This is a genomic window from Mesorhizobium sp. CA7 (assembly GCF_020165015.1).
GTDB lineage: Bacteria > Pseudomonadota > Alphaproteobacteria > Rhizobiales > Rhizobiaceae > Mesorhizobium.
Map to the genome: position 1 here is coordinate 144543 of NZ_JAIUHH010000012.1, position 22881 is coordinate 167423.

Here is a 22881-nt window from a genome sequence, read left to right on the forward strand (position 1 = left end):
TCAGATCTCCATGCCCAGCATGTTGGCCACCGTATGCACGTCCTTGTCGCCGCGGCCGGACAGATTGACGATGACGATCTGGTCCTTGTCCATCTTTGGCACGATCTTCATCGCATGGGCGATGGCATGCGCCGATTCCAGCGCCGGGATGATGCCTTCGACGCGGGTGGTGAGCTGGAAGGCTTCCAGCGCCTCGTCGTCGAGGATCGGCTCGTACTGGACGCGGCCGGAGTCGCGCAGCCAGGAATGCTCGGGGCCGACGCCGGGATAATCGAGGCCGGCCGAGATCGAATGCCCGTCGAGGATCTGGCCGTCCGCGTTCTGCAGCAGATAAGTGCGGTTGCCGTGCAGCACGCCGGGCTTGCCGGCATTCATCGAGGCGCAATGCTCGACGCCGTCGAGGCCGCGCCCGCCGGCCTCGATGCCGATGATGCGAACATCCTTGTCGTCGAGGAAAGGATGGAAGAGGCCGATGGCGTTGGAGCCGCCGCCGACGGCGGCGATGATGACATCCGGCAGCCGGCCCTCCTGCTCCAGCATCTGGGCGCGGGCTTCCGTGCCGATCACCGACTGGAAGTCGCGCACCAGCTCCGGATAGGGGTGCGGGCCGGCGGCGGTACCGATCAGGTAGTAGGTGTCCTCGACATTGGTGACCCAGTCGCGCAGGGCCTCGTTCATGGCGTCTTTCAGCGTGCCGTGACCGGCGGTGACCGGCCGCACCTCGGCGCCGAGCAGCTTCATGCGGAAGACATTCGGGCTCTGGCGGGCGACATCGGTGGCGCCCATGTAGACGACGCAAGGATAGCCGAAGCGCGCCGCGACGGTGGCCGAGGCGACGCCATGCTGGCCGGCGCCGGTCTCGGCGATGATGCGCTTCTTGCCCATGCGCTTGGCGAGCAGGATCTGGCCGAGGCAATTGTTGATCTTGTGCGAGCCGGTGTGGTTGAGGTCCTCGCGCTTGAAATAGACTTTTGCGCCGCCCCCGAGGCCCTTGGCCGAGGAAACCTCACGAAGATGCTTTGTGAGGCCCTCGGCGAAATACAGCTTCGACGGCCGCCCGGCATAGTGGGTCGACAGGTTCTGCAGCTCGGCCTTGAACTCGGGATCGGTCTTGGCCTTGTTCCAGTGCTCTTCCAGATCGAGGATCAGCGGCATCAGCGTCTCGGCGACGAAGCGGCCGCCGAAAATGCCGAACATGCCCTGCTCGTCGGGTCCGGTGCGGAAGGAATTGGGCATTGCCGGCTTGTTCATCGCCGATCTCCTGATGTGAATTGTATTCAGGCGGCGCGGTCGTCGCGCGCGGCCCTGACGGCCCGGAAAAACTGCTCGATCAGCGCCGGATCCTTGACGCCCGGAGCGCTTTCCACACCGGACGAAACGTCTATTCCGGGCGGGTCGGCCTGTCTCAGGGCATCGCCGATATTGGCGGCGTTGAGCCCTCCGGAAAGCATGTAATCGAGCCCGGCGTCAAGGCCGGCAAGGATGCGCCAGTCGAAGGAAACGCCATTGCCGCCCGGCAGTTGCGAGCCCTTCGGCGGCTTGGAATCCAGAAGGAATCGATCGGCGATGCCGATAAAGGATTTTATGCGGTCGAGATCCGCCGCCTCGCTGATGGGCAGCGCCTTCATCACCGGCAGGCCGTAACGCCCCTTGATCTCGGCCACGCGCTCGGGCGTCTCCGAACCATGCAATTGCAGCATGTCGGGCTGCATTTTCGCGACGATCTCATCGAGAAAGCCATCATTGGCATCGACGCTGACGGCTGCCGCCAGGGCCTTGCCGCGCGCCGCCTGACGCAAACGGCCGGCCTCGGCGGGCTCGACATAACGCGGGCTCTTGGCGAAGAAAATAAAGCCGACATGCCTGGCGCCGCCGGCGAGCGCGGCGGCCATCGCGGCGTCGGTCTTCAATCCGCAGATCTTGATGTCGAGCGTCATGGCGCGGGCTTGGCACGAAACGGGAAAAGAGTCGAGAAAAAGCATGCTGTTGCCGGTCCGGCGGAAAACACTACCTTCATATAGGAACCACAGGCGGGAGCAGAATAATCATGGCCGACCGGACCGTCGCCGAACTGAAGCAGAAGATCGCGCAGGCGCGCGAGGTGATCGCGCATCTGATGGACAAGGCCGCCTTCAACGGCGCCGAGGCGCATCGGGCTCTGGATTATTTCGGAAGCGATACGTTCGACCGGGATTTTTTGCCGTGGCCGCATACTGAGGAAGGACTGCGGCCGGAAGAGCTGAACGCGGCGAATGACGATTGATGGGCAGTAGTAGGGCGCCACCTCTCCTTCGTCATCCTAGGGCGGAGCGACGCGAAGCGGCGCGCAGACCCTAGGATCCATGCCGTTACATCGGCCCAAGAGTGCAGCGATAGAGAATAAAACGCCTTTCCGGGACGCCTCCCGCCAAAGGCAAAGCAATTTCTGAACCGCTACGGCGTTCGCACGTCACGGCATGGATCCTAGGGTCTGCGCGCGTCGCTTCGCTCCTTGCTTCGCCCTAGGATGACGAAGCTGAGATGGCTCGGCTATCTCCAGCGTTTGCACTAGCAGTGACGGCGTTCTCTGCATTGCCATCCGCTGGAGCTACTCAAACACAATCGCCTGCAAGGCGCCGCCGTTGCGCTTCAGCCAGTCCTTGCAGCGGTCGGTATCCGGGCAGAGTTTTTCGCACAGCTTCCAGAATTTCGGGCCGTGGTTCATCTCCTTGAGATGCGCCACCTCATGCGCCACAAGGTAGTTTATCACCGCCGGCGGCGCCATCATGATGCGCCACGAGAAGGAGAGATTGCCCTCCGAGGTGCATGACCCCCAGCGGCTGGAGGTATCCTTGTACCTTATCGCCTTGGCGCGCTTGCCGACCGTTTCGGTGTGCTTGACCACCAGCCTCTCGATCTCCTTCTTGGCCTCGCGCTTCAGATAGTCGGCGATGCGGCGCGGCAAATGGATGCGCTCGCCATGGATGATCAGGAGCGGGCCGCGATCGTCGCGCGCGACGGTGACGGTGCCGCGCCTCGAAGGCTCGTGCACGATGCGGTGCGGCACGCCGCGGATCGGGATCCGGATGCCCGGGCGCACCTGCGGCCTCGTCGGCACCTTGGCCAGCCGCTGCTCCAGCCAGTCCTGATGGCGGTCGAGGAATTTCTCCACCTCGCCGCGGCGCAGGCCGGGCGGCACGGTGACGCGCAGGCCTTGGCCGCCGGAATCGATGCGCAGCGTAAGCCGCCGAGCCCTGGCGCTCTCAACGATCTTGAGCGGCAGCGTGCGGCCGGCGACGCAATGCTCGCGCTCGACGACAGGCGTGGGCTTTGGCTTGGTCAGGTTGCGAAGGAAGCCGAGGGTCATGGCTGGACGATACGCGATTCGAAAAAAACGGCCAGTGGAGGGAAGCTACATAGAGAACAAAAAAGAAACGGCGCCGCTGAACGCGACGCCGCATATCATACCGAGACGTGTCGCCGGATCTCAGTCGTCGAACAGGTTGGTGCCTTTGCCGCCCTCCGGACCCGCCTTGTCGCTCGAGCCGGTCGAGCTCGGCGCGGTCGACTTGTTGCGGTTGGCCATGAAGCGGTCGAACTCTTCCTGGTCCTTGGCGCGGCGCAGTTCGCGGGCGTACTCGTCGAACTCGGAGAGCATCTCGTCGAGCTTGCGGCGCTCCTCGGCGAGGCGCTCGAGCTCCTTCTCGCGCCAATCGTCGAAGGCGACGTTGCCGGTGCGGGCCGAGCCGTGGCCCCAGCGGGCCGCCTTCTCGGAGCGACGACGGCAACCGGCGAAGATGCCGTCCGTGGCGCGGTTGACGTCGCGCTTGAAGCCTTCCAACCGATCGCCCCAGATGATGTAGGCGAGCATGGCGAAGCCGAGCGGCCAGAACACCATGAAGCCGATGACCATCAGCGCGATGGTGGCCGGCGTCCAGGCCGGACGGATCAATGCACTTGTGTTCATTTTCTCCCAATCCTTCCATTGGAGACAGCCAAACCGGCTGCATGGAATCGAAATGGGAAGGCGAAATCGGCGATTCAAGACAAACCCCGCCAAAACCGGCGAAGCACCTGAAATGATTATCGCTTTTTGAGCTTCTCGAGGAAAAGCACCGCCATTCCGGCGACCAGCCCCCAAAATGCCGCGCCGACGCCGAAGAGCGTGAGTCCCGAAGCCGTCGCGGCGAAGGTGACGGTGGCCGGCATGCGTTCGGCCTCGTCCTTCAGCGCGATCGACAGCGCGTTGGCCAAGGGCGCTGTCAAGGCGAGCCCCGCGACCAGCACGATCAGGCTTTGCGGCAGGACGGCGAAGATCGCCACCAGCGAGGCGCCGAAGATCGCGAAGATGAGATAGGCGAGCGCGTAGAACGGGCCGGTCTTCCAGCGTTCGGCCGGGTCGGGATGGACATCGGGGCCGGTGCAGATAGCGGCCGAGATCGCCGCGAGATTGGTGGTCGCGGCGCCGAACGGCGCCGAGAGCAGCGAAAACAGACCGGTGACGCCGATCAGCGGACCAGGCTCCGGATGGTAGCCCGCTGCGCGCAGCACCGCGAGACCGGAAAGGTTCTGCGAGGCCATGGTGACCAGATAGAGCGGCAGGGCAAGCCCGATGATCGCCGATGCGGTGAATTGCGGCGCAATCAATGTCAATGTCGACAGTTCCGGCGCCGGCAGGCTGCCGACGCGGCCGGTGAGGAAAGCGGCGAGGCCGCCGCCGATCAGCACCACCAGCACCGACAGAGCCGGATTGAACAGGCGGATGACGAAGAAGGCGGCGATCAGCGGCAGGATCAACCAAGGGTCGGCCGGAATGGCCTTCACCGCATTGACGGCGAAGCTGACTAGGATGCCGGCCAGCATGCCGGACGCGACGGAGGCCGGGATTTTCGCGATTAGCCTAGTCAACGGCTTGAACAGGCCGGTGGCGACCAGAAGGACGCCGGTGACCATGAAGGCGCCGACGGCCTGCGGCATCGTAAATCCGCTGGAGGCCGCGATCAGCGCCAAGCCGGGCGTCGACCAAGCGGTGATGACCGGCATCTTGGTGCGCCAGGACAACCACAGACACTCAACGACCATGGCCAGGCATATCGCCGTCACGCCGCTGGCGGTCTCGATCTGGGTGGCGCCGACCGCCTTGGCGGCGGCAATGACCAGGGCCAGAGTGCCGCCGAAGCCGACGATCGCCGCGACGAAGGCGGATATCGGGATGGAGATGCGCATTATCCGGCCGCCCGCTTGACCATGTCGCCGACGGCCCGCTTGAGCATGTCAAGATCCTCGGGGCGGGACAGGCGATGATCGCCGTCCGGGATCAGCGACAGCGTCACATCGTCGGCGGGCAGCATGGATGCGAGCTTCAAGGCATGGCCGGACGGCACGTCCGGATCGGCCAGGCCTTGCAGGATGTGCACCGGGCAATGGGTGTCGATCGGCCCGGTCATCACCCGATTGGCGCGGCCGTCCTCGATCAGCGCGCGCGTGTAGATATAAGGCTCGTCCGAATAGTCGGACGGCTCGGCGAAGAAGCCTTTTTCCCTCAGATCCTGCCGCTGCGCGTCGGTCAGCACCGGCTCGATCAGCTCGATGGTGAAATCAGGCGCCGGGGCGAGCAGCACCAGGCCGGCAACCCTAGTGTCGCCCGCCTTGCGCAGTTCCTGCGCCATGCGCAACGCGATCCACGCCCCCATCGAGGAGCCGACCAATACCTGCTTGCCCTTGCTGAACCGGCGAAAGACGGCGAGGCTCTCGGCCAACCACTTCGAGATCGTGCCGTCGGCGAATTCGCCGCCCGACTCGCCATGGCCAGAATAGTCGTGGCGCAGACAGGCGTGGCCTTCGCTCGCAGCCCAGGCGGCAAGCGTCTGCGCCTTCGTGCCCTGCATGTCGGACTTGTAGCCGCCGAGCCAGACCACGCCGGGCGCCGCGCCCGGCATCTGCCTGACGGCGATGCCCGACCCGTCTACATCGATGAAAACCGGAGCGCTGGCGGTCATGAGCTTGTCCTTCCCGCCGGTCTTTTGGCACAGGCGGTGGTTCAACGAAAAGTGCTCGCGGCGTTTCTTTGCTTGGTGCAGACAATTACCAGGCAGCAGGTGATTTTGCGGCGCGGCTATGCTATTGACTCACGCCCCGCGCTTCCCACATAGGCGCGTCCACCTACTTTTGTCTAAAGAACCCAGAACGAAACGGCCGAGGAGACCACGACCATTCGCAGACCTTTCAAAGCAGCGGCACCCACCAAGGACGGGCCGCGCTCCAACCGAGACATCCGGGTGCCCCGGGTCCAGCTTATCGACGCCGACGGCCAGAACCGAGGCGATGTTTCCATCAACGACGCGTTGCTGCTGGCCGAAGAGGCCGGGCTCGATCTCGTCGAGATTTCGCCCAATGCGGTGCCGCCCGTCGTCAAGATCCTCGATCTCGGCAAGCTGAAATACGCCAACCAGAAGAAGGCGGCCGAAGCGCGCAAGAACCAGAAGGTCATCGAGATCAAGGAGATCAAGATGCGCCCGAACATCGACAGCCATGACTACGAGACCAAGATGAAGGCCGTGCGGCGCTTCTTCGAGGAAGGCGACAAGGTCAAGCTGACGCTGCGCTTCCGCGGCCGCGAGATGGCGCATATGGAACTTGGCATGCAGCTTCTGAACAAGGTGCGCGAGGAAGTTGCGACGATCGCCAAGGTCGAGGCGGAGCCGAAGCTCGAAGGCCGCCAGATGATGATGGTTCTGGCGCCGCGCTGACCAGGGATGGCGCGGCCGCCAAAGCGTCGCGTCCATCACGGTTTCGAGAGTTGCCGGGCTCTTTGTATCCCGCTCTAAAATCCGCCCGAATTGCCGGGCACGGCGTCCCGACGATCGGCGGGGCGCCTGTTTTCAACCCGATCGCCAGCCACCTCGACGATCCCTTCGCGATCGCGAGCAATCGACGATCGGCTTTTGCCGATCGCGAATCAATCGACGATCGGATGGGTCATGGTCGATGAAGTGAAGGTCTCAGCCGACAACCAGACTGAGGGGTTGGGCGGCTACCAGCACATGCGCCGGATCGTGCTGGCGGTGCTGATCGTGGTGCTGTTCTGCGCGCTTCTGTTCGGCCAGTCTTCCTTTCCCCCGGACACGTCCGTGCACGAGTCGATCGAGATGTTCGGCGTGCTTTTGATCTTTCTCGGCATTGTCGGGCGGCTGTGGTCGACGCTTTATATCGGCGGGCGCAAATCGGCCGAGGTGGTCACCGGCGGTCCCTATTCGATCACCCGCAACCCGCTCTATTTGTTTTCGACCTTGGCTGCCGCCGGGGTCGGGGCGCAGATCGGCTCGTTCAGCGGCATCATCCTGTTCTCGCTGCTCTGCGCCGGCGCCTTCCACATCGTCATCCTGCGCGAGGAGCGTTACCTGAAGGAACTGCTCGGCGCGCCCTACCAGGCCTATCTGGCCAAAGTGCCGCGGTTCTTCCCGAATCTTGCGCTCTACCAGGAAGGCGATACCGGCAGCTTCAGGCCGCGCCTGCTCTTGAACACGCTGCTCGACGGCCTGGTGTTTCTGGTGGCGCTGCCCGCCTTTGAGCTGATCGACGGCATGCAGCAGTCGGGGGTGCTGCCGGTGTGGTTCACGCTGCCCTAAGAGTTGACGGACAGAAGCACTATCGAATTGCCGGGCTAACTTCCGAACATATTAATAGTCTGGCTACACGAATGGTGTAGCGATGATCGTGGCAAATAAAGCGCCGGGGGTGCACTGTGTCGAGCATCAGGTCGGCACCACCACATTTGCGAATGTTTTCCACACGGAGCAAAGCTTAGGATGAGGACTGCCGTTGCCGCCGTCGGCGGGCTCATTCTCCTGGCTTTGGCTTGGGTGACGGCGACCGCCAACCGCGAACACGCGACCGAGCAATTGTCCTTTACAAAGGACGCCTATGTCGATCACGGAACCTACTTCCGTCTGAAGGTGGACTTTGACTATAAGGGCGAACAACAACACTATGACATTGTTGTTGGCTGCAACGTCCTCAACATTCACTACAAGGATAGTTCCTCGACTTATGAAGCCGGTCTGATCCCAACAGTTTGGGGGCAGCGCATGGGCGACGGTAAGGCGGTGGTGGTTCGTGCGCCCGATGCCTGCCGTGGCGACACGACAGAAAACGGCGGCGTGCCCGCGGATTTTCTACCGGTGATGGTCGTCTATGAGAATGCCGACACCATGGCCTTCGGCACGGGCTATATGACTGACGACGCCTACCGAAGCCCGACATCGGTGCTGAGGTTCGACAAAGCGACGGTCGAGCGCGCTACGCGCGCCGAGTTCGATTCTTTCCGCGCCAATGGCCCACAGAACATCATCACGCGCAGCCAGTATCATTCTGCACAAAATGACTACCAGCTCGCACTTCTGGGCCTCCCGAGGAGCTATCTGGCGTTCGGAAGAAGTTGCTCCGCCTTTTCCCGCTGGAGACTGTCCGGGCCGGAGCGGGAGATCGTGCGCAAGTACCGGCCATCGACCGCTGCCCGCTACTGGACTATCTCCCAGACACTCTTGGACACGACCACCCAAGCCTCCCTTACGAGCGAAATTCGCGAAGCGCGAAAAAAGGCGAAAAAACAGACCCGCGACGATGGGCTGGCCCTAGGGGTAAATGGAGGCTTCTGGCAACCGGACTTCGGGGCACTGCGCCGCGATGGTACACAATTGGTGGGGCTGAAAGCCAGCAGCAAAGGTAGCAGCACCACAAAAGCTGCTGCGTTCTATCCGGCGGACACTTCGATGAGGCAAGACAAATGGCCTGTGGAGCGTACCGCGAGGATTGCCGCGTATGAAACCCTACAGTCGGTAAATACAACAAATATCGATGTCGACGACGGGCGGAACCGAGGCTTCGCTTATTGCTACCTAGGCGACCGGCCGCCAACAAAGGAATTGGGAGACAAGGTGTGGGCCTTGCCTGCGACCACGACCATCGATGGGAAAGATGTGGTAGCGGGTGCTCCGGAGCACTGGGGCTATGGATTTTATCGCGCCGAGCTCGTCTTCGACGGCGATGAATATGTATTGGAACGAGTTCTTTTCAACCTCGAGTCCACAAGAGGTGACGTGTGACTGATAAGCGCTGCGTTAGCACACTCCGATCTTCGGGAACCTGAGGCGGGCGCGCAGCTTCGGTGCGTGTAGCTTCAGGTGTATCGGCTTCAGGTGTTGCACGCCGGCCATCTTTGATCTATAGGACCGCCGTTCCAAGAAAACCGCCCGGCAGGGCATGCCGTGGCGGTTTCATTTGCTTTTCGGGCTTTGGTCGGCCCGAAGCGAGACAAGAAGCGCGATGGTGCGCCACCAATACGGAGTAGCAAAATGCCCAAGATGAAGACCAAATCGGCCGCCAAGAAGCGGTTCAAGATTACTGCCACCGGCAAGGTGCTGTCGGCTGCCGCCGGCAAGCGCCACGGCATGATCAAGCGTTCCAACAAGTTCATTCGCGATGCCCGCGGCACGATGGTTCTGGCTGAACCGGACGGCAAGAAGGTCATCAAGAATTTTCTGCCGAACGGCCTCTAATCCCTCGGCTTGGACAACGTTTTTAAGGAGATCATGACATGGCACGCGTAAAGAGAGGCGTTACCGCCCACGCCAAGCACAAGAAGGTTTTGAAGGCCGCCAAGGGTTTCTACGGCCGCCGCAAGAACACCATCCGCATCGCCAAGCAGGCGGTGGAGAAGTCGCTGCAATACGCCTACCGCGACCGCAAGAACCGCAAGCGCTCGTTCCGCGCGCTGTGGATCCAGCGCATCAACGCCGCGACCCACGAGCATGGCCTGACCTATGGCCGTTTCATCGACGGCCTCAACAAGGCCGGCATCGAAATCGATCGCAAGGTCCTTTCGGACATGGCCATCCACGAGCCGCAGGCTTTCGCCGCGCTGGTCGCCAAGGCCAAGGTCGCGCTCGAATATCTGAAGAACACCACGCCGAATGCTTTTGAGAGCGCTGTCGCCTAAGCCAGCGCTTCCCAAGCATACGCAATTCTGATTTGGGGAACCCGCGCTGGCACGGCTGGCGCGGGTTTTTCTATGCCTGATGTAACCAAAATGGCGACGACGAAACCAAAATGGTGACAGTCGCCCGACCGAGAGAGCTTCGCCGTGAACGCCACTGCTGGAAATCTTGAAGCCCTGGAAGGCTCGTTGCTCGCCGAAATCGCGGCGGCGGCGGACGAGGCCGCGATCGAGGCGGTGCGCGTCTCGGCGCTGGGCAAGAAGGGTTCCGTCTCCGAAATGCTGAAGACGCTGGGCGCAATGAGCGCCGAGGAACGCCAGGTGAAGGGGCCGGCGATCAACGGCCTGAAGAACCGCGTCACCGAAGCGCTCACCCAGCGCAAGGCGGAACTGAAGGATGTGGCGATCGCGGCCCGGCTCGCGGCTGAGAAGGTCGACGTCACGCTCCCCGTTCGCCAATCGCCGGCCGAGCGCGGCCGCATTCATCCGATCAGCCAGGTGATCGACGAGATCGCGGCGATCTTCGGCGATCTCGGCTTCGCCATCGCCGAAGGCCCCGATATCGAGACCGACTATTACAATTTCACCGCGCTGAATTTTCCCGAGGGACATCCGGCGCGCGAGATGCACGACACCTTCTTCTTCCAGCCGGACGAGAAGGGTGAGCGCAAGCTGTTGCGCACCCACACCTCGCCCGTGCAGATCCGCACCATGGAGAAGCAGAAGCCGCCGATCCGCATCGTCATCCCCGGCAAGACCTACCGGCAGGATTCCGACGCCACGCACTCGCCGATGTTCCATCAGGTCGAGGGGTTGGTGGTCGACAAATCAGCCAACGTCGCCAACATGAAGTGGGTGCTGGAGGAGTTCTGCAAGGCCTTCTTCGAGGTGCCGTCGGTCAAGATGCGCTTCCGTCCGTCCTTCTTCCCGTTCACCGAGCCCAGTCTCGAGGTCGATATCCAGTGCGATCGCTCGCGTCCGGGTGAAGTGCGCTTCGGCGAAGGCTCCGACTGGATGGAGATACTGGGCTGCGGCATGGTGCATCCCAACGTGCTGCGCGCCGGCGGGCTCGATCCCGACGAATATCAGGGCTTTGCCTGGGGCATGGGCATCGACCGCATCGCGATGCTGAAATACGGCATGCCGGACCTGCGCGCCTTCTTCGACGCCGACGTGCGCTGGCTCGCGCATTACGGCTTCCGGCCGCTCGACCTGCCGACGCTGTTCGGGGGGCTGTCGACATGACCGCACCCCACACCGGGGGCTGTCGCTGCGGCGCGGTGCGGTTCGAGGCCTCGGCCGAGCCGCATCACATCAGCTATTGCCATTGCGGCGATTGCCGGCGCGCCAGCGGCGCGCCGGTGTCGGCCTTTGTCGGCTTCATGGCCGATCAGGTCGCGCTCAACGGCAAATCGCTGAAAAGCTATCGCAACGGCCCGGTGGAGCGCACGTTCTGCGGCAGCTGCGGCTCGCCGATCGCCTATACCGACCAGCGGCTCGACAACCAGATCTATTTCATGCTCGGCGCCATGGACATGCCGGCCTATTTCAGGCCGACAGTGCATGCGCATGTGCGCGAGCAACTGCCCTTCCTGCACATGCCCGACGCGCTGCCGCGCGAGCTGAAGACCAGCGTGCCCAGACCTGATGGGCAAGGACCGAACGGAACAGAAGCATGAAATTCACCCTCTCCTGGCTCAAGGACCATCTCGAGACCGACGCCTCGCTTGCCGAGATCGTCGAGCGGCTGACCGCGATCGGCCTCGAGGTCGAACACGTCGACGACAAGGCTGGCCTGAAACCCTTCGTCATCGCCAAAGTGCTGACGGCGGTGCAGCATCCGGACGCCGACCGGCTGCGCGTGCTGACAGTCGACACCGGCGATGGCAAGCCGCCGGTGCAGGTGGTCTGCGGCGCGCCCAACGCCCGCGCCGGCATGATCGGCGCTTTCGCCGCGCCCGGCACCTATGTTCCCGGCATCGACGTGACGCTCTCGGTCGGCAAGATCCGCGGCGTCGAGAGCCATGGCATGATGTGCTCGGAGCGTGAGCTGGAAATCTCCGACGAGCACAACGGCATCATCGATTTGCCTGAGGATGCGCCGGTCGGCACCAGCTTCGCCGCCTACGCGCATCTCGACGATCCGGTCATCGAGATCAACCTGACGCCGAACCGGCCGGACGCGACCAGCGTCTACGGTATCGCGCGCGACCTCGCGGCGAGCGGGCTTGGCCGGCTCACCGGCGGCGGGATCATGCCGCATGCCGGCGAAGGCCTGTGCCCGGTCAAGGTGAAGATCGAGGCGCCGGAACTCTGCCCCGGCTTCGCGCTGGCGCTGGTGGAGGGCGTCAAGAACGGCCCGTCGCCGAAATGGCTGCAGCAGCGGCTGATCGCCATCGGGCTCAGGCCGATCAGCGCGCTTGTCGACATCACCAACTATGTCACCTTCGACCGCGGGCGGCCTCTGCATGTCTTCGATGCCGGCAAGGTCGCCGGCAATCTCGTGGTGCGCCGCGCCAAGGACGGCGAGAAGGTGCTGGCGCTGGACGGCCGCGAATACACGCTGACGCCGGAGATGTGCGTGATCGCCGACGACAATGGCGTGGAATCGATCGCCGGGATCATGGGCGGCGAGCGTTCGGGCTGCGACGAGAACACCACCGATGTGCTGATCGAATCGGCGCTCTGGGATCCGATCGCCACGGCCCGCACCGGCCGCGCGCTCGGCATCATCACCGACGCGCGCTACCGCTTCGAGCGCGGCGTCGATCCCGAATTCATGGTGCCGGGCGTCGAGCTGGCGATCAAGCTGGTGCTCGATTTCTGCGGCGGCACGCCTTCTGAAATCGAGGTTGCCGGCTATGCCGGCCACAAGCCGAAAATCGTCTCCTTCCCGCTGTCGGAAGTGAAGCGGCTGACCGGCATAGAGGTGCCTAGGGAAGAAGCCCTTGGCATCCTGACCCGGCTCGGCTTCGAGCCGAAAGGATTGAGCGACGTCGTCAAGGTGGAGGTGCCGTCCTGGCGGCCGGATGTCGACGGCAAGGCCGACCTGGTCGAGGAGGTGATGCGCATACATGGCGTCGACAACATCTTGGCCCAGCCGCTTACCTCGCATGACGCGGTCAACGGCAAGATCCTGACCACGCTGCAGGTGCGCACCCGCGCCGCCAAGCGCGCGCTCGCCGTGCGCGGCATGATGGAGGCCGTCACCTGGTCGTTCATTCCCGCCAGACATGCAGAGCTGTTCGGCGGCGGCCAGACGGCGCTCAAGCTCGCCAACCCGATCGCCGCGGATATGTCCGACATGCGGCCGTCGCTGCTGCCGGGGCTGATCGCGGCCGCGCAGCGCAATGCCGACAAGGGCATCGGCGATGTGGCGCTGTTCGAGGTTTCGGGCACCTATGAAGGCGATGGCGCCGACCAGCAGCGGCGCGTCGCCGCCGGCGTGCGGCGCGGCACGGCCAAGCTCGACGGCTCGGGCCGCAGCTGGTCCGGCAATGCCGGGCCGGTGGGCGTGTTCGACGCCAAGGCGGACGCGCTCGCGGCGCTCGAGGCCTGCGGCGCGCCGGTCGACCGGCTGCAGATCGAGCCCGGCGGCCCGGCTTGGTATCATCCGGGACGCTCCGGCACGATCAAACTCGGGCCGAAGACGGTGCTCGGCACGTTCGGCGAGTTCCATCCGAGGACGCTGGACGGCCTGGACGCGTCGGGTCCGATCTGCGGCTTCGAGGTTTTTGTCGACGCCGTGCCGGAGCCGAAGGCCAAGCCGACACGCACCAAGCCGAAGCTGGAGCTGTCGCCCTTCCAGGCGGTGAAGCGCGACTTCGCCTTCGTCGTCGACAAGACGGTCGAGGCCGGCACGCTGGTGCGGGCAGCTTTGGCCGCCGACAAGAAGCTGGTCACCGGCGTTTCGGTGTTCGACGTCTTCGAAGGCGCCTCGCTGGGGGCGGCCAAGAAGTCGATCGCCATCGAGGTGTCGATCCAGCCTGTTGAAAAGACGCTGACCGACGAGGATTTCGAGGCGCTCGCAAGACGCATCGTCGAGAACGTCAACAAGCAGACGGGCGGCGTGCTGAGGGCGTAAGGCATTGCGCAGAGATGGCGAATCGCTCTCCAAAGGGCGATGCACCATCTCCGCTATTCCGGCCTCCCCTTCGAGGAACAGCGCGCTGCCTTCCTGGCCATCATCGCGGCCGATCCGCTGCTGGATGAAACGCTGGCGCGTGTGCGCCAACTCGCGCTGCCAGATTGGCTGGTGGTCTCCGGCGCGCTCTACAACAGCGTCTGGAACCATCTGACCGGCAAGCCGCCGGGCTATGGCATCAAGGATGTTGATCTCTTCTATTTCGACGACGCCGACTTGTCCTACGAGGCCGAGGATGCGGTGATCCGCCGGGCGGCAGAGCATTTCGCGGGGATGGCGCTGCCGGTCGAGGTGCGCAACCAGGCGCGGGTGCATCTATGGTATCCGGTGAAGTTCGGACAGGAGTGCCCGCGTTATGCGAGCGCGAGCGAGTCGGTGAGCTATTTCGCCTCGAAGACGCATGCGGTCGGGGTGCGGTACGACGCCGACGGAGCTTTGGAGCTGGTGGCACCGTTCGGGCTCGACGATCTTTTTTCGTTTCGCATCACGCCGAACCGGGTGCTGGACAATCAGCGGACACACGAGGCGAAGGGGAGAAGGGCGCAGGAGTATTGGCCGGAGATCGAGGTGGTGCCGTGGTAGGGAGGCGCCGAAGCGCCCCTTCCATTGTCGCTCACCCGTTCACCAGCGCCAGCAGTTCCTCCGTATAGCGCTTGCCGACCACCTTGTCGGGCGACAGCGCGTCACCGATCGCCGCGACCTCCGCCGCGCTCAACTCGATCCCGGCCGCCGCCGTGTTCTGCTCAAGGTGGCGTATCTTCCTTGCGCCGGGGATCGGGACGATGAAATCGCCCTGGTGCAGCACCCAGGCGAGCGCCAGCTGCGCCGCTGTCACGCCCTTCTGCGCCGCCATCTTCTCCAGCACTGCGATGACCGCCTTGTTGGCTTCCATCGCCTCGGCCTGGAAGCGCGGCAGAGTGAGGCGCCAGTCGCCGGCGCCGAGCGCGTCCGGCTTGGCGATCGCGCCGGTGAGCAGGCCGCGGCCGAGCGGGCTGTAGGGGACGAAGCCGATGCCGAGCTCGCGGCAGACGTCGAACACCTCATGCTCGGGATCGCGGCTCCACAGCGAATATTCGCTCTGCACCGCGGCGATCGGGTGCACGGCATGCGCTCGGCGCAGCGTCGCGCCGCTCACCTCCGACAGGCCCAGCGCCCGGACCTTGCCTTCGCGCACCAATTCCGCCATGGCGCCGACCGTGTCCTCGATCGGCACGTTCGGATCGACGCGGTGCTGGTAATAGAGGTCGATCACGTCGGTGTTCAGCCGCTTCAACGAAGCCTCGGCCACTGCCTTGACGTGCTCGGGGCGGCTGTCGACGCCGACCATGCGGTCGGTGCCCTCGCCGTGCTCGGAAATCTTGAAGCCGAATTTGGTGGCGATCGTCACCTTGTCGCGCACCGGCTTCAGCGCCTTGCCGAGCAGGATCTCGTTCTCGTATGGACCATAGACTTCGGCCGTATCGAAGAAGGTCACGCCGATCTCGACGGCGCGGCGCAGCGTGGCGATCGCTTCCGCCTCCGGCTGGCCGCCATAGCCGAAGCTCATGCCCATGCAGCCGAGGCCAACGGGGAAGACTTCGAGTTCAGTTCCAAGTTTGCGGGTTTTCATGGCGCATCTCCTTGTTTCGGTTGGGGGAGAGATAGCGCCTCGCGATGCGTTCGATAATTATTTCTCTTTAGTACGGCTTGCTCTATAAAATAGAACAATGAACCGGACGAACCTCTCGCAGCTCGCCGTGCTGGCCGCGGTCGCCCAATGCGCCAGCTTCCGCGGCGCCGCCCGCGAGCTCGGCATCGCGCCTTCCGCCGTCAGCCATGCGGTGTCGAGCCTGGAAGCGCGGCTTGGCGTGCGGCTGCTTGCGCGCAGCACGCGCAGCGTCGCGCCGACCGAGGAAGGCGCGCAGCTTCTGGAACGGCTGCGTCCGGCCCTGTCCGAGATCGATCTCGCGCTGGAAACGGCGGTCGAGGCGCGCGACCGGCCGGCCGGCAATCTCAGGCTCAGCGTGCCGCGCACCGCTGCCCATCTGGTGCTGACGCCGCGGCTCGGCGCCTTTGCCACCGCCTATCCCGACATCGTGCTGGAGATCGTCATCGAGGATCGCTTCACCGATGTCGTCGAGGGCGGCTTCGACGCCGGCGTCAGGCTCGGCGAAAGCCTGCAGCGCGACATGATCGCGGTGCGGATCGGGCCCGACATCCGCGGCGCGGTGGTCGCAGCGCCGTCCTATTTCGCTTCCATGCCCAAGCCCGACCATCCGCGCGATCTCGCAGGCCATCGCTGCATCCGCTTCCGTTTTTCCAGCGGCATTCTCTATCGCTGGGAGTTCGAGAAGGACGGCGAGGAAATCGAGATCGCGGTGGAAGGACCGCTGATCCTCGACGAGGACCATCTTATCGCCCAGGCGGCAGTCGACGGCGCCGGGCTTGCCTTCGTCTTCGAGGATTATGTCAAGGCGCCGCTCGCCGATGGCAGGCTGATCCGCGTGCTCGAGGACTGGTGCCCGTCCTTCGACGGCTTCTTCGCCTATTATCCGAGCCGCCGGCAAATGCGCCCGGCGCTCAGGGCATTCGTGGATTTCTTCAAGGTGAGCGGATAGCACCCCTAAGTGGGCAGGGTAAATCGCATATGGCAGCGCCAGCCCCCCCACTGCGGCCGCTACGCGTTTACCTCTCACCCATGTTCATGGCGGAGAGGAAAGCCAGGCTTTTCAAGGCCGCAATCTCGGCGGTTGGCGTTTCCTCCCTCCAGAATGTGGCTACGCTATGCACACATCTTCTGTGACTGGCGCGACTGCAGGCCAAGGCTTGATTGCCACGTTGTTCCCCCAATCCGTCGCTGCTTCGCAGCGCCACCTTTCCCCCTCTGGAGGGAAAGGAAAGGAGCGTTGCTGGACGGGCGTTGACGGCAAAAAGCTTGGCGCCTTTCCTCTACCCCGTCGATCGGGGGAGAGGTGGCTCGGCGAAGCCGAGACGGAGTGGGGGTCGACCAGCGCTACATAAGACAATGCATGCGCCAAGCACCAATCAAACGGCCGGTAGCGCAAACAACCGGCCGCCGGCGGGCACGACGTCATCGATGCCGGCAAGCCGCAGGCAGTGCCAGGCCATGGCGTGGTTGGAGGAGGTGACGGGAATGCCGATGCGCCGCTCCAGCTCGGCGACCGCTTCCGCCACGCGCAGGCTGGTGCAGGAGATGAAGATCGCTTCCACCCCCGGCACGGCGGCCATGGTCTCGGCCGCCGCCTCGATCGAGGCAAGCGAGATGCGAGCCGCCTCGCGGTCGTCGCGCCGGTCGAAAGTGGCGACGGCTGATATGTCGAGGCCGCGGCCGGTGAAATAGCGGACCAGGCCCTGGTTGATCTCGGGTGCATAAGGGGTCAGCAGGCCGATGCCCCTGGCGCCGAGCGCCTTGAAGGCGGCCAAAGCGCCGGTGACCGGGGTGGTGCAGGCGACGCCCGGCCGCGCCTTGCGGATCTCGGCGAAGACGGCTTCCTCGCCGAGCGTCATGGTGGCCGAGGTGCAGCCGAAGCCTACGACGTCGAGCGGGATGCTGGGCAGGATCAGATCGACGGTCGGCGCGATGCGCGGGCCGATGGCGCGCAAAGTGTCGGGCGTGATGTCGTTGTCGTTGAACAGGCGCGCCTCGTAGAAGGCGACGCCCGGAATGCGGATCAGGGCGCGGAACTCATGCTCCAGCGTCTGGTCGGTGGCGAGGATCGCCAAGCCGATCGCCGCGCGCGAGGCGAGGCCGCCGTCGATCTCCGACGGAAGCACGCCCAGATCGACTGGCTTGGGGTCGACCGGCCCTGGCGATTGCGGGCGGGTAGCGGCCGCGCTGACAGACATGGCATTCCCTTTCCTGCTCGATCCCCTCCGGGATCATGCTCTCAGTTCAAAATTCCGTCCATCGAGATCGCCGGCTTGCGGCCGGCGATCAGGTCGGCGGTAATGCGGGCCGAGCCATGCGACATGGTCCAGCCGATATGGCCGTGTCCGGTATTGAGATAGAGGTTGCTGAGGCGGCGCCGGCCGAATTCGGGCAGATTGTTGGGCGTCATCGGCCGCAGGCCCGCCCACATCTTGGCGCGGTCGTAGTCGGCGCCTTCGGGATAGAGTTCCTCGGTCACCCCTTTCATGAAAGCGAAATCGGCCGGTTTGTGACTGGTGTCGTAACCGGCGAACTCGGCCGTAGCGGTGACGCGCAGCCGGTCGCCGAAGCGCGATACGGCGACCAGGTTGTGCTCGTCGATCGCGGCGATGGTCGGCGGCCGCGGACGGTTGCCGATCGGAATGGTCAGCGAATAGCCCTTGATCGGATAGATCGGCAAGCTGATGCCGACGGTGCTCGCGACCAGCGGGCTGTAGGAGCCGAGCGCCAGCACATAGGCGTCGCCCTTGACGCTTCCCTTGTCGGTCAGCACCTGAGCGACATCGTCGCCGGACGTCTCGATGCCGGTGATGGTCGTGCCGGTGCGGATCTCGCCGCCGCGCGCGACCACTTTTGCCGCCAGCGCGCGGGTGAATTTCGCCGGGTCGCCGGTCTCGTCGGTCGGGCAATGGATGCCGCCGGCGATTTTTTCCTTGGCGGAAGCCAGCGCCGGATCGAGGGCGACGATGGCGTCGCGGTCGAGCACCTTGATCAGCTGGCCGTCGGATTCCAGCAGCTTCATATGCTCGACGCCTTTGTCGAGCGCCTGCTGGCTGCGATAGAAATAGAGAATGCCGCGATCGTTGCGGTCATAGTCTATCGCCTCGTCGGCGACGACCTCGTGCAGCACGGATTGCGAATAGACGGCCAGCCGATGCTTGAGCAGCGTGTTGCGCCTGGCCTTCCCGGCCGTGCATTCCATCAGGAACAGCCAGGACCAGCTGTAGAGCCGCGGATCGGCCGAGAGCTTGAAGCGCAGCGCCTGGTCTTTCAGCACCAGTGATTTCAAGAGGATCATCGGCGCCTTGGGCGACGACCAGACGAAGGAATGCCCCGGCGCGATCATGCCGGCATTGCCCCAGCTGGTTTCGGCGGCGACTTCGGCGCGCCGCTCGAGGATGACGACCTCGTGTCCGTCCTTCTGCAGCTGATAGGCCGTGGTGACACCGACCACGCCGCCACCCAACACGATCACGCGCATGGCGCCTCCGGAGATCGCAAGTTGGCTCACTGTAAGGTGTAAGCTGCAGCCTGCAATGGCACACATGGAGAGATGTCGGCGGGACAGCGCGCCTCGTAGTCAGGGCGATTGCAAATGGCGCTTCGTCATTCTAGGGCGGAGCAAGGAGCGAAGCGACGCGCGTAGACCCTAGAATCCATGCCGTGACATTGGCCATAGAATGCAATGGTCCAGAATAGCGGGTGGTAATGGCGTCAGCTAAGATCGCCACATGACAGGCTACGTCTACATGAACGCAAGCCAGAAAGGCGGCACGATCTATATCGGCGTCACCAATGATCTTGCTCGTCGAATGCCCGAGCATAAGTCCGGCCAAGGCGCCGGCTTTACCAGCCGCTACGGTGTGCAGCGTCTCGTCTGGTACGAGGAATATTTCGACATCGCCGATGCCATTCAGCGTGAGACGTCACTGAAACGCTGGCCTCGCCGATGGAAGGTCGAGCTGATCGAGAATGCCAATCCGGAATGGTTCGAGCTGTTTCGCGGGATCGGCTGGTGAGCGTTCTGAACCGTGGTAGCTCTCAACCGTCACGGCATGGATTCTAGGGTCTTCGCGCGTCGCTTCGCTCCTTGCTCCGCCCTAGAATGACGAAGGACAGGGGCTGGCAGGCCAGAGGGGGCGCGAAGGATTACCACGATGACGTGGTATCTACGAGTTCTCAGGTCTGCAACGCCTGCTCCAGATCCGCGATCAGATCATCGCCGTCCTCGATCCCACACGACAGCCGCACGAGCGAATCCGATATCCCGATCGCACCGCGCTTTTCCGCCGGGATCGAGCCGTGGGTCATCAGCGCCGGGTGCTCGATCAGGCTTTCGACGCCGCCGAGGCTTTCGGCGAGCGTGAAGAGCTGGGTGCGTTCGAGGAAGCGTTTTGTTCCCGCCAGGTCGCGGTCGAGATCGACGGAGATCATGCCGCCGAAGGCGTGCATCTGCTGGACGGCGATCGAATGCTGCGGGTGGCTGGCGAGGCCGGGATAGATGACCCGGCGGACATCTTTTCGCGTTTGCAGCCATTGCGCTATTTTCAGGCCGTTGGCCGAGTGACGCTCCATCCTGAGCGCCAGGGTTTTTATGCCGCGCAGCGCCAGAAAACTGTCGAACGGGCCGGAGATGGCGCCGATGGCGTTCTGCAGAAATTTCAGCTGGGCGGCGAGGTCCTTGTTGTCGCCGACGACCGCCACGCCGCCGACCATGTCGGAATGGCCGTTGAGATATTTCGTCGTCGAGTGCACGACGATGTCGATGCCGAGCTCCAGCGGGCGCTGGATATAGGGGCTGCAAAAGGTGTTGTCGGCGACGGTGAGCAGCCCCTTGCGCCTGGCAAGCGCGGCGACGCCTTCGAGATCGACGATGCGCAGCAGCGGGTTGGTCGGCGTTTCGACCCAGAGCAGTTTAGTCTCCGGCCGGATCGCCGCCTCGACCGCGGCGAGGTCGGTGAAGTCGGCAAAACTCACCTGGAGGCCTGCCGAGCGCTTGCGCACCCGCTCCATCAAGCGGAACGAGCCGCCATAGATGTCGTCGGTGGCGACGATATGGGCGCCGGAATCGAGCAGCTCGAGCACCGTGCCGATCGCCGCCAGGCCGGAGGCGAAGGCGAAGGCGGCCGAGCCGCTTTCGAGGTCCGCGACCGCGCGCTCGAAGGCGAAGCGCGTCGGGTTCTGGCTGCGGGCGTACTCAAAGCCCTTGTGCACGCCGGGCGACTGCTGGCCGTAGGTGGAGGTGGCGTAGATGGGCACCATCACGGCGCCCGTCAGCGGATCGTGGCTCTGGCCGCCATGGATGGTGCGGGTGGAAAAGGCCAGGCGGTTCTTGCCGTTCGAAGTCATTTGGCGCGGCGCCTCAGATGGTTGATCAGGTCGATACGGGTTATCAGGCCGATGAACTCTTCGCCATCGAAGACGATGGCGACCTCGTTGCGATCGAAGACAGGCAGCAGCGCGTCGAGCGTCTGATTGGCCTGCAGCGTGTGCAGGTTGGAGGTCATGGCCGTGCGCACCGGCGCGTTGAAACGGTCCCAGCGGCCGTCATAGGGTCCATCGACCTTGGCTAAAATATCGCTTTCGTCGACGATGCCGACCAGCCTGCCTTCGTCCAGCACCGGCAGCTGCGAAACGTCGGAGCGGCGCATGCGGCCATAGGCGTTGAGCAAGGTTTCCTCCGGGCCAACGGTCACAATGTCGCCGGTACGCGGCGAGCGCATGACCAGGTCGCGCAAATCGCCATGCTGTTCCTGGTCGGCGAGGCCCTGCTCGGCCAGCCAGATGTCGTCGAAGACTTTCGACAGATATTTGTTGCCGCTGTCGCAGACCAAGGTCACGACGCGCTTCGGCACCGTCTGCTCGCGGCAATAGCGAAGTGCCGCCGACAGCAGCGTGCCGGAGGATGAGCCGGCCAGGATGCCTTCCCTGGACAACAGATCGCGCACCGCCAGCATGCTCTGCTTGTCGGGAATGGAATAGGCCTTTTTCACCAGCGACAGATCGGCATTGGGCGGCACGAAATCCTCGCCGATGCCTTCGACGGTCCAGCTGCCGGCCTCCTCCATCTTGCCGGTCTTGATCAGCGGCGCCAGCACCGAGCCGACCGGATCGGCCAGCACCATCTCGGTCTTGGGCGAGTGTTTCGCAAAAAAGCGGCCGAGGCCGGTGAGCGTGCCGCCGGAGCCGACGCCGACCACCGCGGCGTCGACATCGCCTTCGAGCTGCGAAAATATCTCCGGCCCGGTCGTCGTCTCATGCGCGAGTGGGTTCGCCGGGTTGGCAAACTGGTTGGCATAGAAGGCGCCGGGGGTCTCGGCGGCGATCTTCTCGGCCATGTCCTGGTAATATTCGGAATGGCCCTTGCCGACATCGGATCGCGTCATGCGCACCTCGGCGCCCAAAGCGCGCAGATGCTGGATCTTTTCGCGCGACATCTTGTCGGGCACGACGAGGATGATGCGGTAGCCTTTCGGGATGCCGACCTGGGCGAGGCCGAGGCCGGTGTTGCCGGCGGTGGCCTCGACGATGGTGCCGCCGCGCTTCAGCCGCCCCTCCTTCTCCGCCGCCGCGATCATCGAGAGCGCGATGCGGTCCTTGATCGAGCCGCCGGGATTCTGGCTTTCAAGCTTGATGAACAGGCGGCATTTGCCGGTGTCGAATTTGGTCAGCTCGACGACCGGCGTCTGGCCGATCAGGTCGAGCACCGAAGCGTAAGGCGGACGAAGTCTCGACAGGCTGATGTTCGCGCCCTTCGGTGCCGCTTTTGTCTGCTCGCTCATCTTGAGTGCTCCATCGAAGCAGTTCGAGGCGGATGTCGGCAATCTCGCGCGTGGAGCCGCGGGAATCCATTCCGGTTTCGCGGATCGCGCGCCCTGTCTTTTCCAGCCCTTTTCATCAGGAAAGAAGATAGATCGTGCCAATCCGGCGGCGAGTGGAGGAATGGAATTTCACGGACGGGCCTGACGAGAAGGGTGATTGGGGATCGATTATCTATGTCGAGTTCCTTCACACCCCTCTCTGTCCTGCCGGACATCTCCCCCACAAGGGGCCTGTTGCGTAATTGGCTGGTTGTGATTCTCTGAGAGGAAGCTCGGAGGGAATCGCGATGGCTGT

General features: G+C 63.9%; 23 protein-coding genes. 12 read left to right on the forward strand and 11 right to left on the reverse strand.

The features are described from left to right. Together trpB and LB552_RS20520 are read right to left on the reverse strand one after the other, a co-directional pair. Window positions 1-1251: a tryptophan synthase subunit beta gene (trpB, locus tag LB552_RS20515; protein ID WP_224609796.1), complete on the reverse strand. Its 1251-nt coding sequence runs from the start codon at window positions 1249-1251 to the stop codon at window positions 1-3. Between the two features lie 26 nt (window positions 1252-1277). Further along, on the reverse strand, window positions 1278-1937 hold the full coding sequence (locus tag LB552_RS20520) for a phosphoribosylanthranilate isomerase (protein WP_224609798.1): 660 nt from the start codon (window positions 1935-1937) through the stop codon (window positions 1278-1280). A 110-nt stretch (window positions 1938-2047) separates the two neighbouring features. Between LB552_RS20520 and LB552_RS20525 the strand changes: the two genes are divergently transcribed. Next, a complete protein-coding gene (locus LB552_RS20525) occupies window positions 2048-2263 on the forward strand; it encodes a hypothetical protein (protein ID WP_140686825.1) in 216 nt (71 codons plus the stop codon). Between the two features lie 324 nt (window positions 2264-2587). On the opposite strand, the gene LB552_RS20530 is transcribed toward LB552_RS20525, so the two are convergent. The 4 genes from LB552_RS20530 to LB552_RS20545 form a co-directional block, all read right to left on the reverse strand. Further along, a complete protein-coding gene (locus LB552_RS20530) occupies window positions 2588-3346 on the reverse strand; it encodes a M48 family metallopeptidase (RefSeq protein ID WP_224609800.1) in 759 nt (252 codons plus the stop codon). Window positions 3347-3466: 120 nt separating this feature from the next. Continuing rightward, entirely contained in the window at window positions 3467-3946 is a 480-nt protein-coding gene (locus LB552_RS20535; RefSeq protein ID WP_224609802.1) for a DUF2852 domain-containing protein, read from the reverse strand. 116 nt (window positions 3947-4062) lie between these two features. Next, the gene (locus LB552_RS20540; protein ID WP_224609804.1) at window positions 4063-5205 is read right to left on the reverse strand and encodes a benzoate/H(+) symporter BenE family transporter; all 1143 of its coding nucleotides are present in this window, start codon (window positions 5203-5205) and stop codon (window positions 4063-4065) included. Continuing rightward, window positions 5205-5978 carry an alpha/beta hydrolase gene (locus tag LB552_RS20545; RefSeq protein WP_224609805.1) on the reverse strand — a complete coding sequence of 258 codons (774 nt, stop codon included), beginning with the start codon at window positions 5976-5978 and terminating at the stop codon, window positions 5205-5207. The genes LB552_RS20540 and LB552_RS20545 overlap by 1 nt, the downstream gene beginning before the upstream one ends. Before the next feature lie 213 nt (window positions 5979-6191). Here LB552_RS20545 and infC point away from each other — a divergent pair, with 213 nt between their 5' ends. The 9 genes from infC to LB552_RS20590 all read left to right on the forward strand — a co-directional run bounded on the left by infC (window position 6192) and on the right by LB552_RS20590 (window position 14699). Further along, window positions 6192-6728: a translation initiation factor IF-3 gene (gene infC / locus LB552_RS20550; protein WP_095767981.1), complete on the forward strand. Its 537-nt coding sequence runs from the start codon at window positions 6192-6194 to the stop codon at window positions 6726-6728. Window positions 6729-6959: 231 nt separating this feature from the next. Then, a complete protein-coding gene (locus LB552_RS20555; protein ID WP_224526022.1) occupies window positions 6960-7607 on the forward strand; it encodes a methyltransferase family protein in 648 nt (215 codons plus the stop codon). 180 nt (window positions 7608-7787) lie between these two features. After that, a complete protein-coding gene (locus LB552_RS20560; RefSeq protein WP_224609807.1) occupies window positions 7788-9083 on the forward strand; it encodes a hypothetical protein in 1296 nt (431 codons plus the stop codon). A 249-nt stretch (window positions 9084-9332) separates the two neighbouring features. Further along, window positions 9333-9536 (forward strand): 50S ribosomal protein L35, encoded by a 204-nt coding sequence (gene rpmI / locus LB552_RS20565; protein ID WP_027166935.1) that lies wholly within the window; start codon window positions 9333-9335, stop codon window positions 9534-9536. A gap of 38 nt (window positions 9537-9574) precedes the next feature. Then, window positions 9575-9976, forward strand: coding sequence for a 50S ribosomal protein L20 (gene rplT, locus LB552_RS20570; RefSeq protein ID WP_042637600.1), 402 nt, complete (start codon window positions 9575-9577; stop codon window positions 9974-9976). A 144-nt stretch (window positions 9977-10120) separates the two neighbouring features. Continuing rightward, complete coding sequence (gene pheS / locus LB552_RS20575; protein ID WP_140843481.1) at window positions 10121-11218, forward strand: phenylalanine--tRNA ligase subunit alpha; 1098 nt, start codon at window positions 10121-10123, stop codon at window positions 11216-11218. Then, window positions 11215-11652 carry a GFA family protein gene (locus tag LB552_RS20580; RefSeq protein WP_140843479.1) on the forward strand — a complete coding sequence of 146 codons (438 nt, stop codon included), beginning with the start codon at window positions 11215-11217 and terminating at the stop codon, window positions 11650-11652. Before pheS ends, LB552_RS20580 begins: the two co-directional genes overlap by 4 nt. Beyond that, window positions 11649-14057, forward strand: coding sequence for a phenylalanine--tRNA ligase subunit beta (pheT, locus tag LB552_RS20585; protein ID WP_224609809.1), 2409 nt, complete (start codon window positions 11649-11651; stop codon window positions 14055-14057). Before LB552_RS20580 ends, pheT begins: the two co-directional genes overlap by 4 nt. Window positions 14058-14096: 39 nt before the next feature. Next, window positions 14097-14699: a nucleotidyltransferase family protein gene (locus tag LB552_RS20590; RefSeq protein ID WP_224609811.1), complete on the forward strand. Its 603-nt coding sequence runs from the start codon at window positions 14097-14099 to the stop codon at window positions 14697-14699. A gap of 31 nt (window positions 14700-14730) precedes the next feature. Here the strand turns inward: LB552_RS20590 and LB552_RS20595 are convergent, their stop codons facing one another. Further along, window positions 14731-15726 carry an aldo/keto reductase gene (locus LB552_RS20595; protein ID WP_224609812.1) on the reverse strand — a complete coding sequence of 332 codons (996 nt, stop codon included), beginning with the start codon at window positions 15724-15726 and terminating at the stop codon, window positions 14731-14733. Between the two features lie 97 nt (window positions 15727-15823). Between LB552_RS20595 and LB552_RS20600 the strand changes: the two genes are divergently transcribed. Then, on the forward strand, window positions 15824-16714 hold the full coding sequence (locus LB552_RS20600) for a LysR family transcriptional regulator (RefSeq protein ID WP_224609814.1): 891 nt from the start codon (window positions 15824-15826) through the stop codon (window positions 16712-16714). Window positions 16715-17141: 427 nt separating this feature from the next. Here the strand turns inward: LB552_RS20600 and LB552_RS20605 are convergent, their stop codons facing one another. Together LB552_RS20605 and LB552_RS20610 are read right to left on the reverse strand one after the other, a co-directional pair. Continuing rightward, entirely contained in the window at window positions 17142-17963 is an 822-nt protein-coding gene (locus tag LB552_RS20605; RefSeq protein ID WP_224609816.1) for an aspartate/glutamate racemase family protein, read from the reverse strand. 41 nt (window positions 17964-18004) lie between these two features. Beyond that, window positions 18005-19246 (reverse strand): D-amino acid dehydrogenase, encoded by a 1242-nt coding sequence (locus LB552_RS20610; protein ID WP_224609818.1) that lies wholly within the window; start codon window positions 19244-19246, stop codon window positions 18005-18007. A gap of 250 nt (window positions 19247-19496) precedes the next feature. On the opposite strand from LB552_RS20610, the gene LB552_RS20615 reads away from it, so the two are divergent. After that, window positions 19497-19784 (forward strand): GIY-YIG nuclease family protein, encoded by a 288-nt coding sequence (locus LB552_RS20615; RefSeq protein ID WP_224609820.1) that lies wholly within the window; start codon window positions 19497-19499, stop codon window positions 19782-19784. A gap of 160 nt (window positions 19785-19944) precedes the next feature. Here the strand turns inward: LB552_RS20615 and LB552_RS20620 are convergent, their stop codons facing one another. Together LB552_RS20620 and LB552_RS20625 are read right to left on the reverse strand one after the other, a co-directional pair. Beyond that, the gene (locus tag LB552_RS20620) at window positions 19945-21114 is read right to left on the reverse strand and encodes a trans-sulfuration enzyme family protein (RefSeq protein ID WP_224609823.1); all 1170 of its coding nucleotides are present in this window, start codon (window positions 21112-21114) and stop codon (window positions 19945-19947) included. Continuing rightward, on the reverse strand, window positions 21111-22547 hold the full coding sequence (locus LB552_RS20625) for a pyridoxal-phosphate dependent enzyme (RefSeq protein WP_224609825.1): 1437 nt from the start codon (window positions 22545-22547) through the stop codon (window positions 21111-21113). The genes LB552_RS20620 and LB552_RS20625 overlap by 4 nt, the downstream gene beginning before the upstream one ends. Window positions 22548-22881 lie beyond the last annotated feature (334 nt).

What these genes read in the sequence shown, in the direction of transcription:
- trpB (WP_224609796.1), bottom strand. Translation starts at nt 1,251, where the DNA reads ATGAACAAGCCGGCAATGCCCAATTCCTTCCGCACCGGACCCGACGAG.
- LB552_RS20520 (WP_224609798.1), bottom strand. Translation starts at nt 1,937, where the DNA reads ATGACGCTCGACATCAAGATCTGCGGATTGAAGACCGACGCCGCGATG.
- LB552_RS20525 (WP_140686825.1), top strand. Translation starts at nt 2,048, where the DNA reads ATGGCCGACCGGACCGTCGCCGAACTGAAGCAGAAGATCGCGCAGGCG.
- LB552_RS20530 (WP_224609800.1), bottom strand. Translation starts at nt 3,346, where the DNA reads ATGACCCTCGGCTTCCTTCGCAACCTGACCAAGCCAAAGCCCACGCCT.
- LB552_RS20535 (WP_224609802.1), bottom strand. Translation starts at nt 3,946, where the DNA reads ATGAACACAAGTGCATTGATCCGTCCGGCCTGGACGCCGGCCACCATC.
- LB552_RS20540 (WP_224609804.1), bottom strand. Translation starts at nt 5,205, where the DNA reads ATGCGCATCTCCATCCCGATATCCGCCTTCGTCGCGGCGATCGTCGGC.
- LB552_RS20545 (WP_224609805.1), bottom strand. Translation starts at nt 5,978, where the DNA reads ATGACCGCCAGCGCTCCGGTTTTCATCGATGTAGACGGGTCGGGCATC.
- LB552_RS20555 (WP_224526022.1), top strand. Translation starts at nt 6,960, where the DNA reads ATGGTCGATGAAGTGAAGGTCTCAGCCGACAACCAGACTGAGGGGTTG.
- LB552_RS20560 (WP_224609807.1), top strand. Translation starts at nt 7,788, where the DNA reads ATGAGGACTGCCGTTGCCGCCGTCGGCGGGCTCATTCTCCTGGCTTTG.
- rpmI (WP_027166935.1), top strand. Translation starts at nt 9,333, where the DNA reads ATGCCCAAGATGAAGACCAAATCGGCCGCCAAGAAGCGGTTCAAGATT.
- rplT (WP_042637600.1), top strand. Translation starts at nt 9,575, where the DNA reads ATGGCACGCGTAAAGAGAGGCGTTACCGCCCACGCCAAGCACAAGAAG.
- LB552_RS20580 (WP_140843479.1), top strand. Translation starts at nt 11,215, where the DNA reads ATGACCGCACCCCACACCGGGGGCTGTCGCTGCGGCGCGGTGCGGTTC.
- pheT (WP_224609809.1), top strand. Translation starts at nt 11,649, where the DNA reads ATGAAATTCACCCTCTCCTGGCTCAAGGACCATCTCGAGACCGACGCC.
- LB552_RS20590 (WP_224609811.1), top strand. Translation starts at nt 14,097, where the DNA reads ATGCACCATCTCCGCTATTCCGGCCTCCCCTTCGAGGAACAGCGCGCT.
- LB552_RS20595 (WP_224609812.1), bottom strand. Translation starts at nt 15,726, where the DNA reads ATGAAAACCCGCAAACTTGGAACTGAACTCGAAGTCTTCCCCGTTGGC.
- LB552_RS20600 (WP_224609814.1), top strand. Translation starts at nt 15,824, where the DNA reads ATGAACCGGACGAACCTCTCGCAGCTCGCCGTGCTGGCCGCGGTCGCC.
- LB552_RS20605 (WP_224609816.1), bottom strand. Translation starts at nt 17,963, where the DNA reads ATGTCTGTCAGCGCGGCCGCTACCCGCCCGCAATCGCCAGGGCCGGTC.
- LB552_RS20610 (WP_224609818.1), bottom strand. Translation starts at nt 19,246, where the DNA reads ATGCGCGTGATCGTGTTGGGTGGCGGCGTGGTCGGTGTCACCACGGCC.
- LB552_RS20615 (WP_224609820.1), top strand. Translation starts at nt 19,497, where the DNA reads ATGACAGGCTACGTCTACATGAACGCAAGCCAGAAAGGCGGCACGATC.
- LB552_RS20620 (WP_224609823.1), bottom strand. Translation starts at nt 21,114, where the DNA reads ATGACTTCGAACGGCAAGAACCGCCTGGCCTTTTCCACCCGCACCATC.
- LB552_RS20625 (WP_224609825.1), bottom strand. Translation starts at nt 22,547, where the DNA reads ATGAGCGAGCAGACAAAAGCGGCACCGAAGGGCGCGAACATCAGCCTG.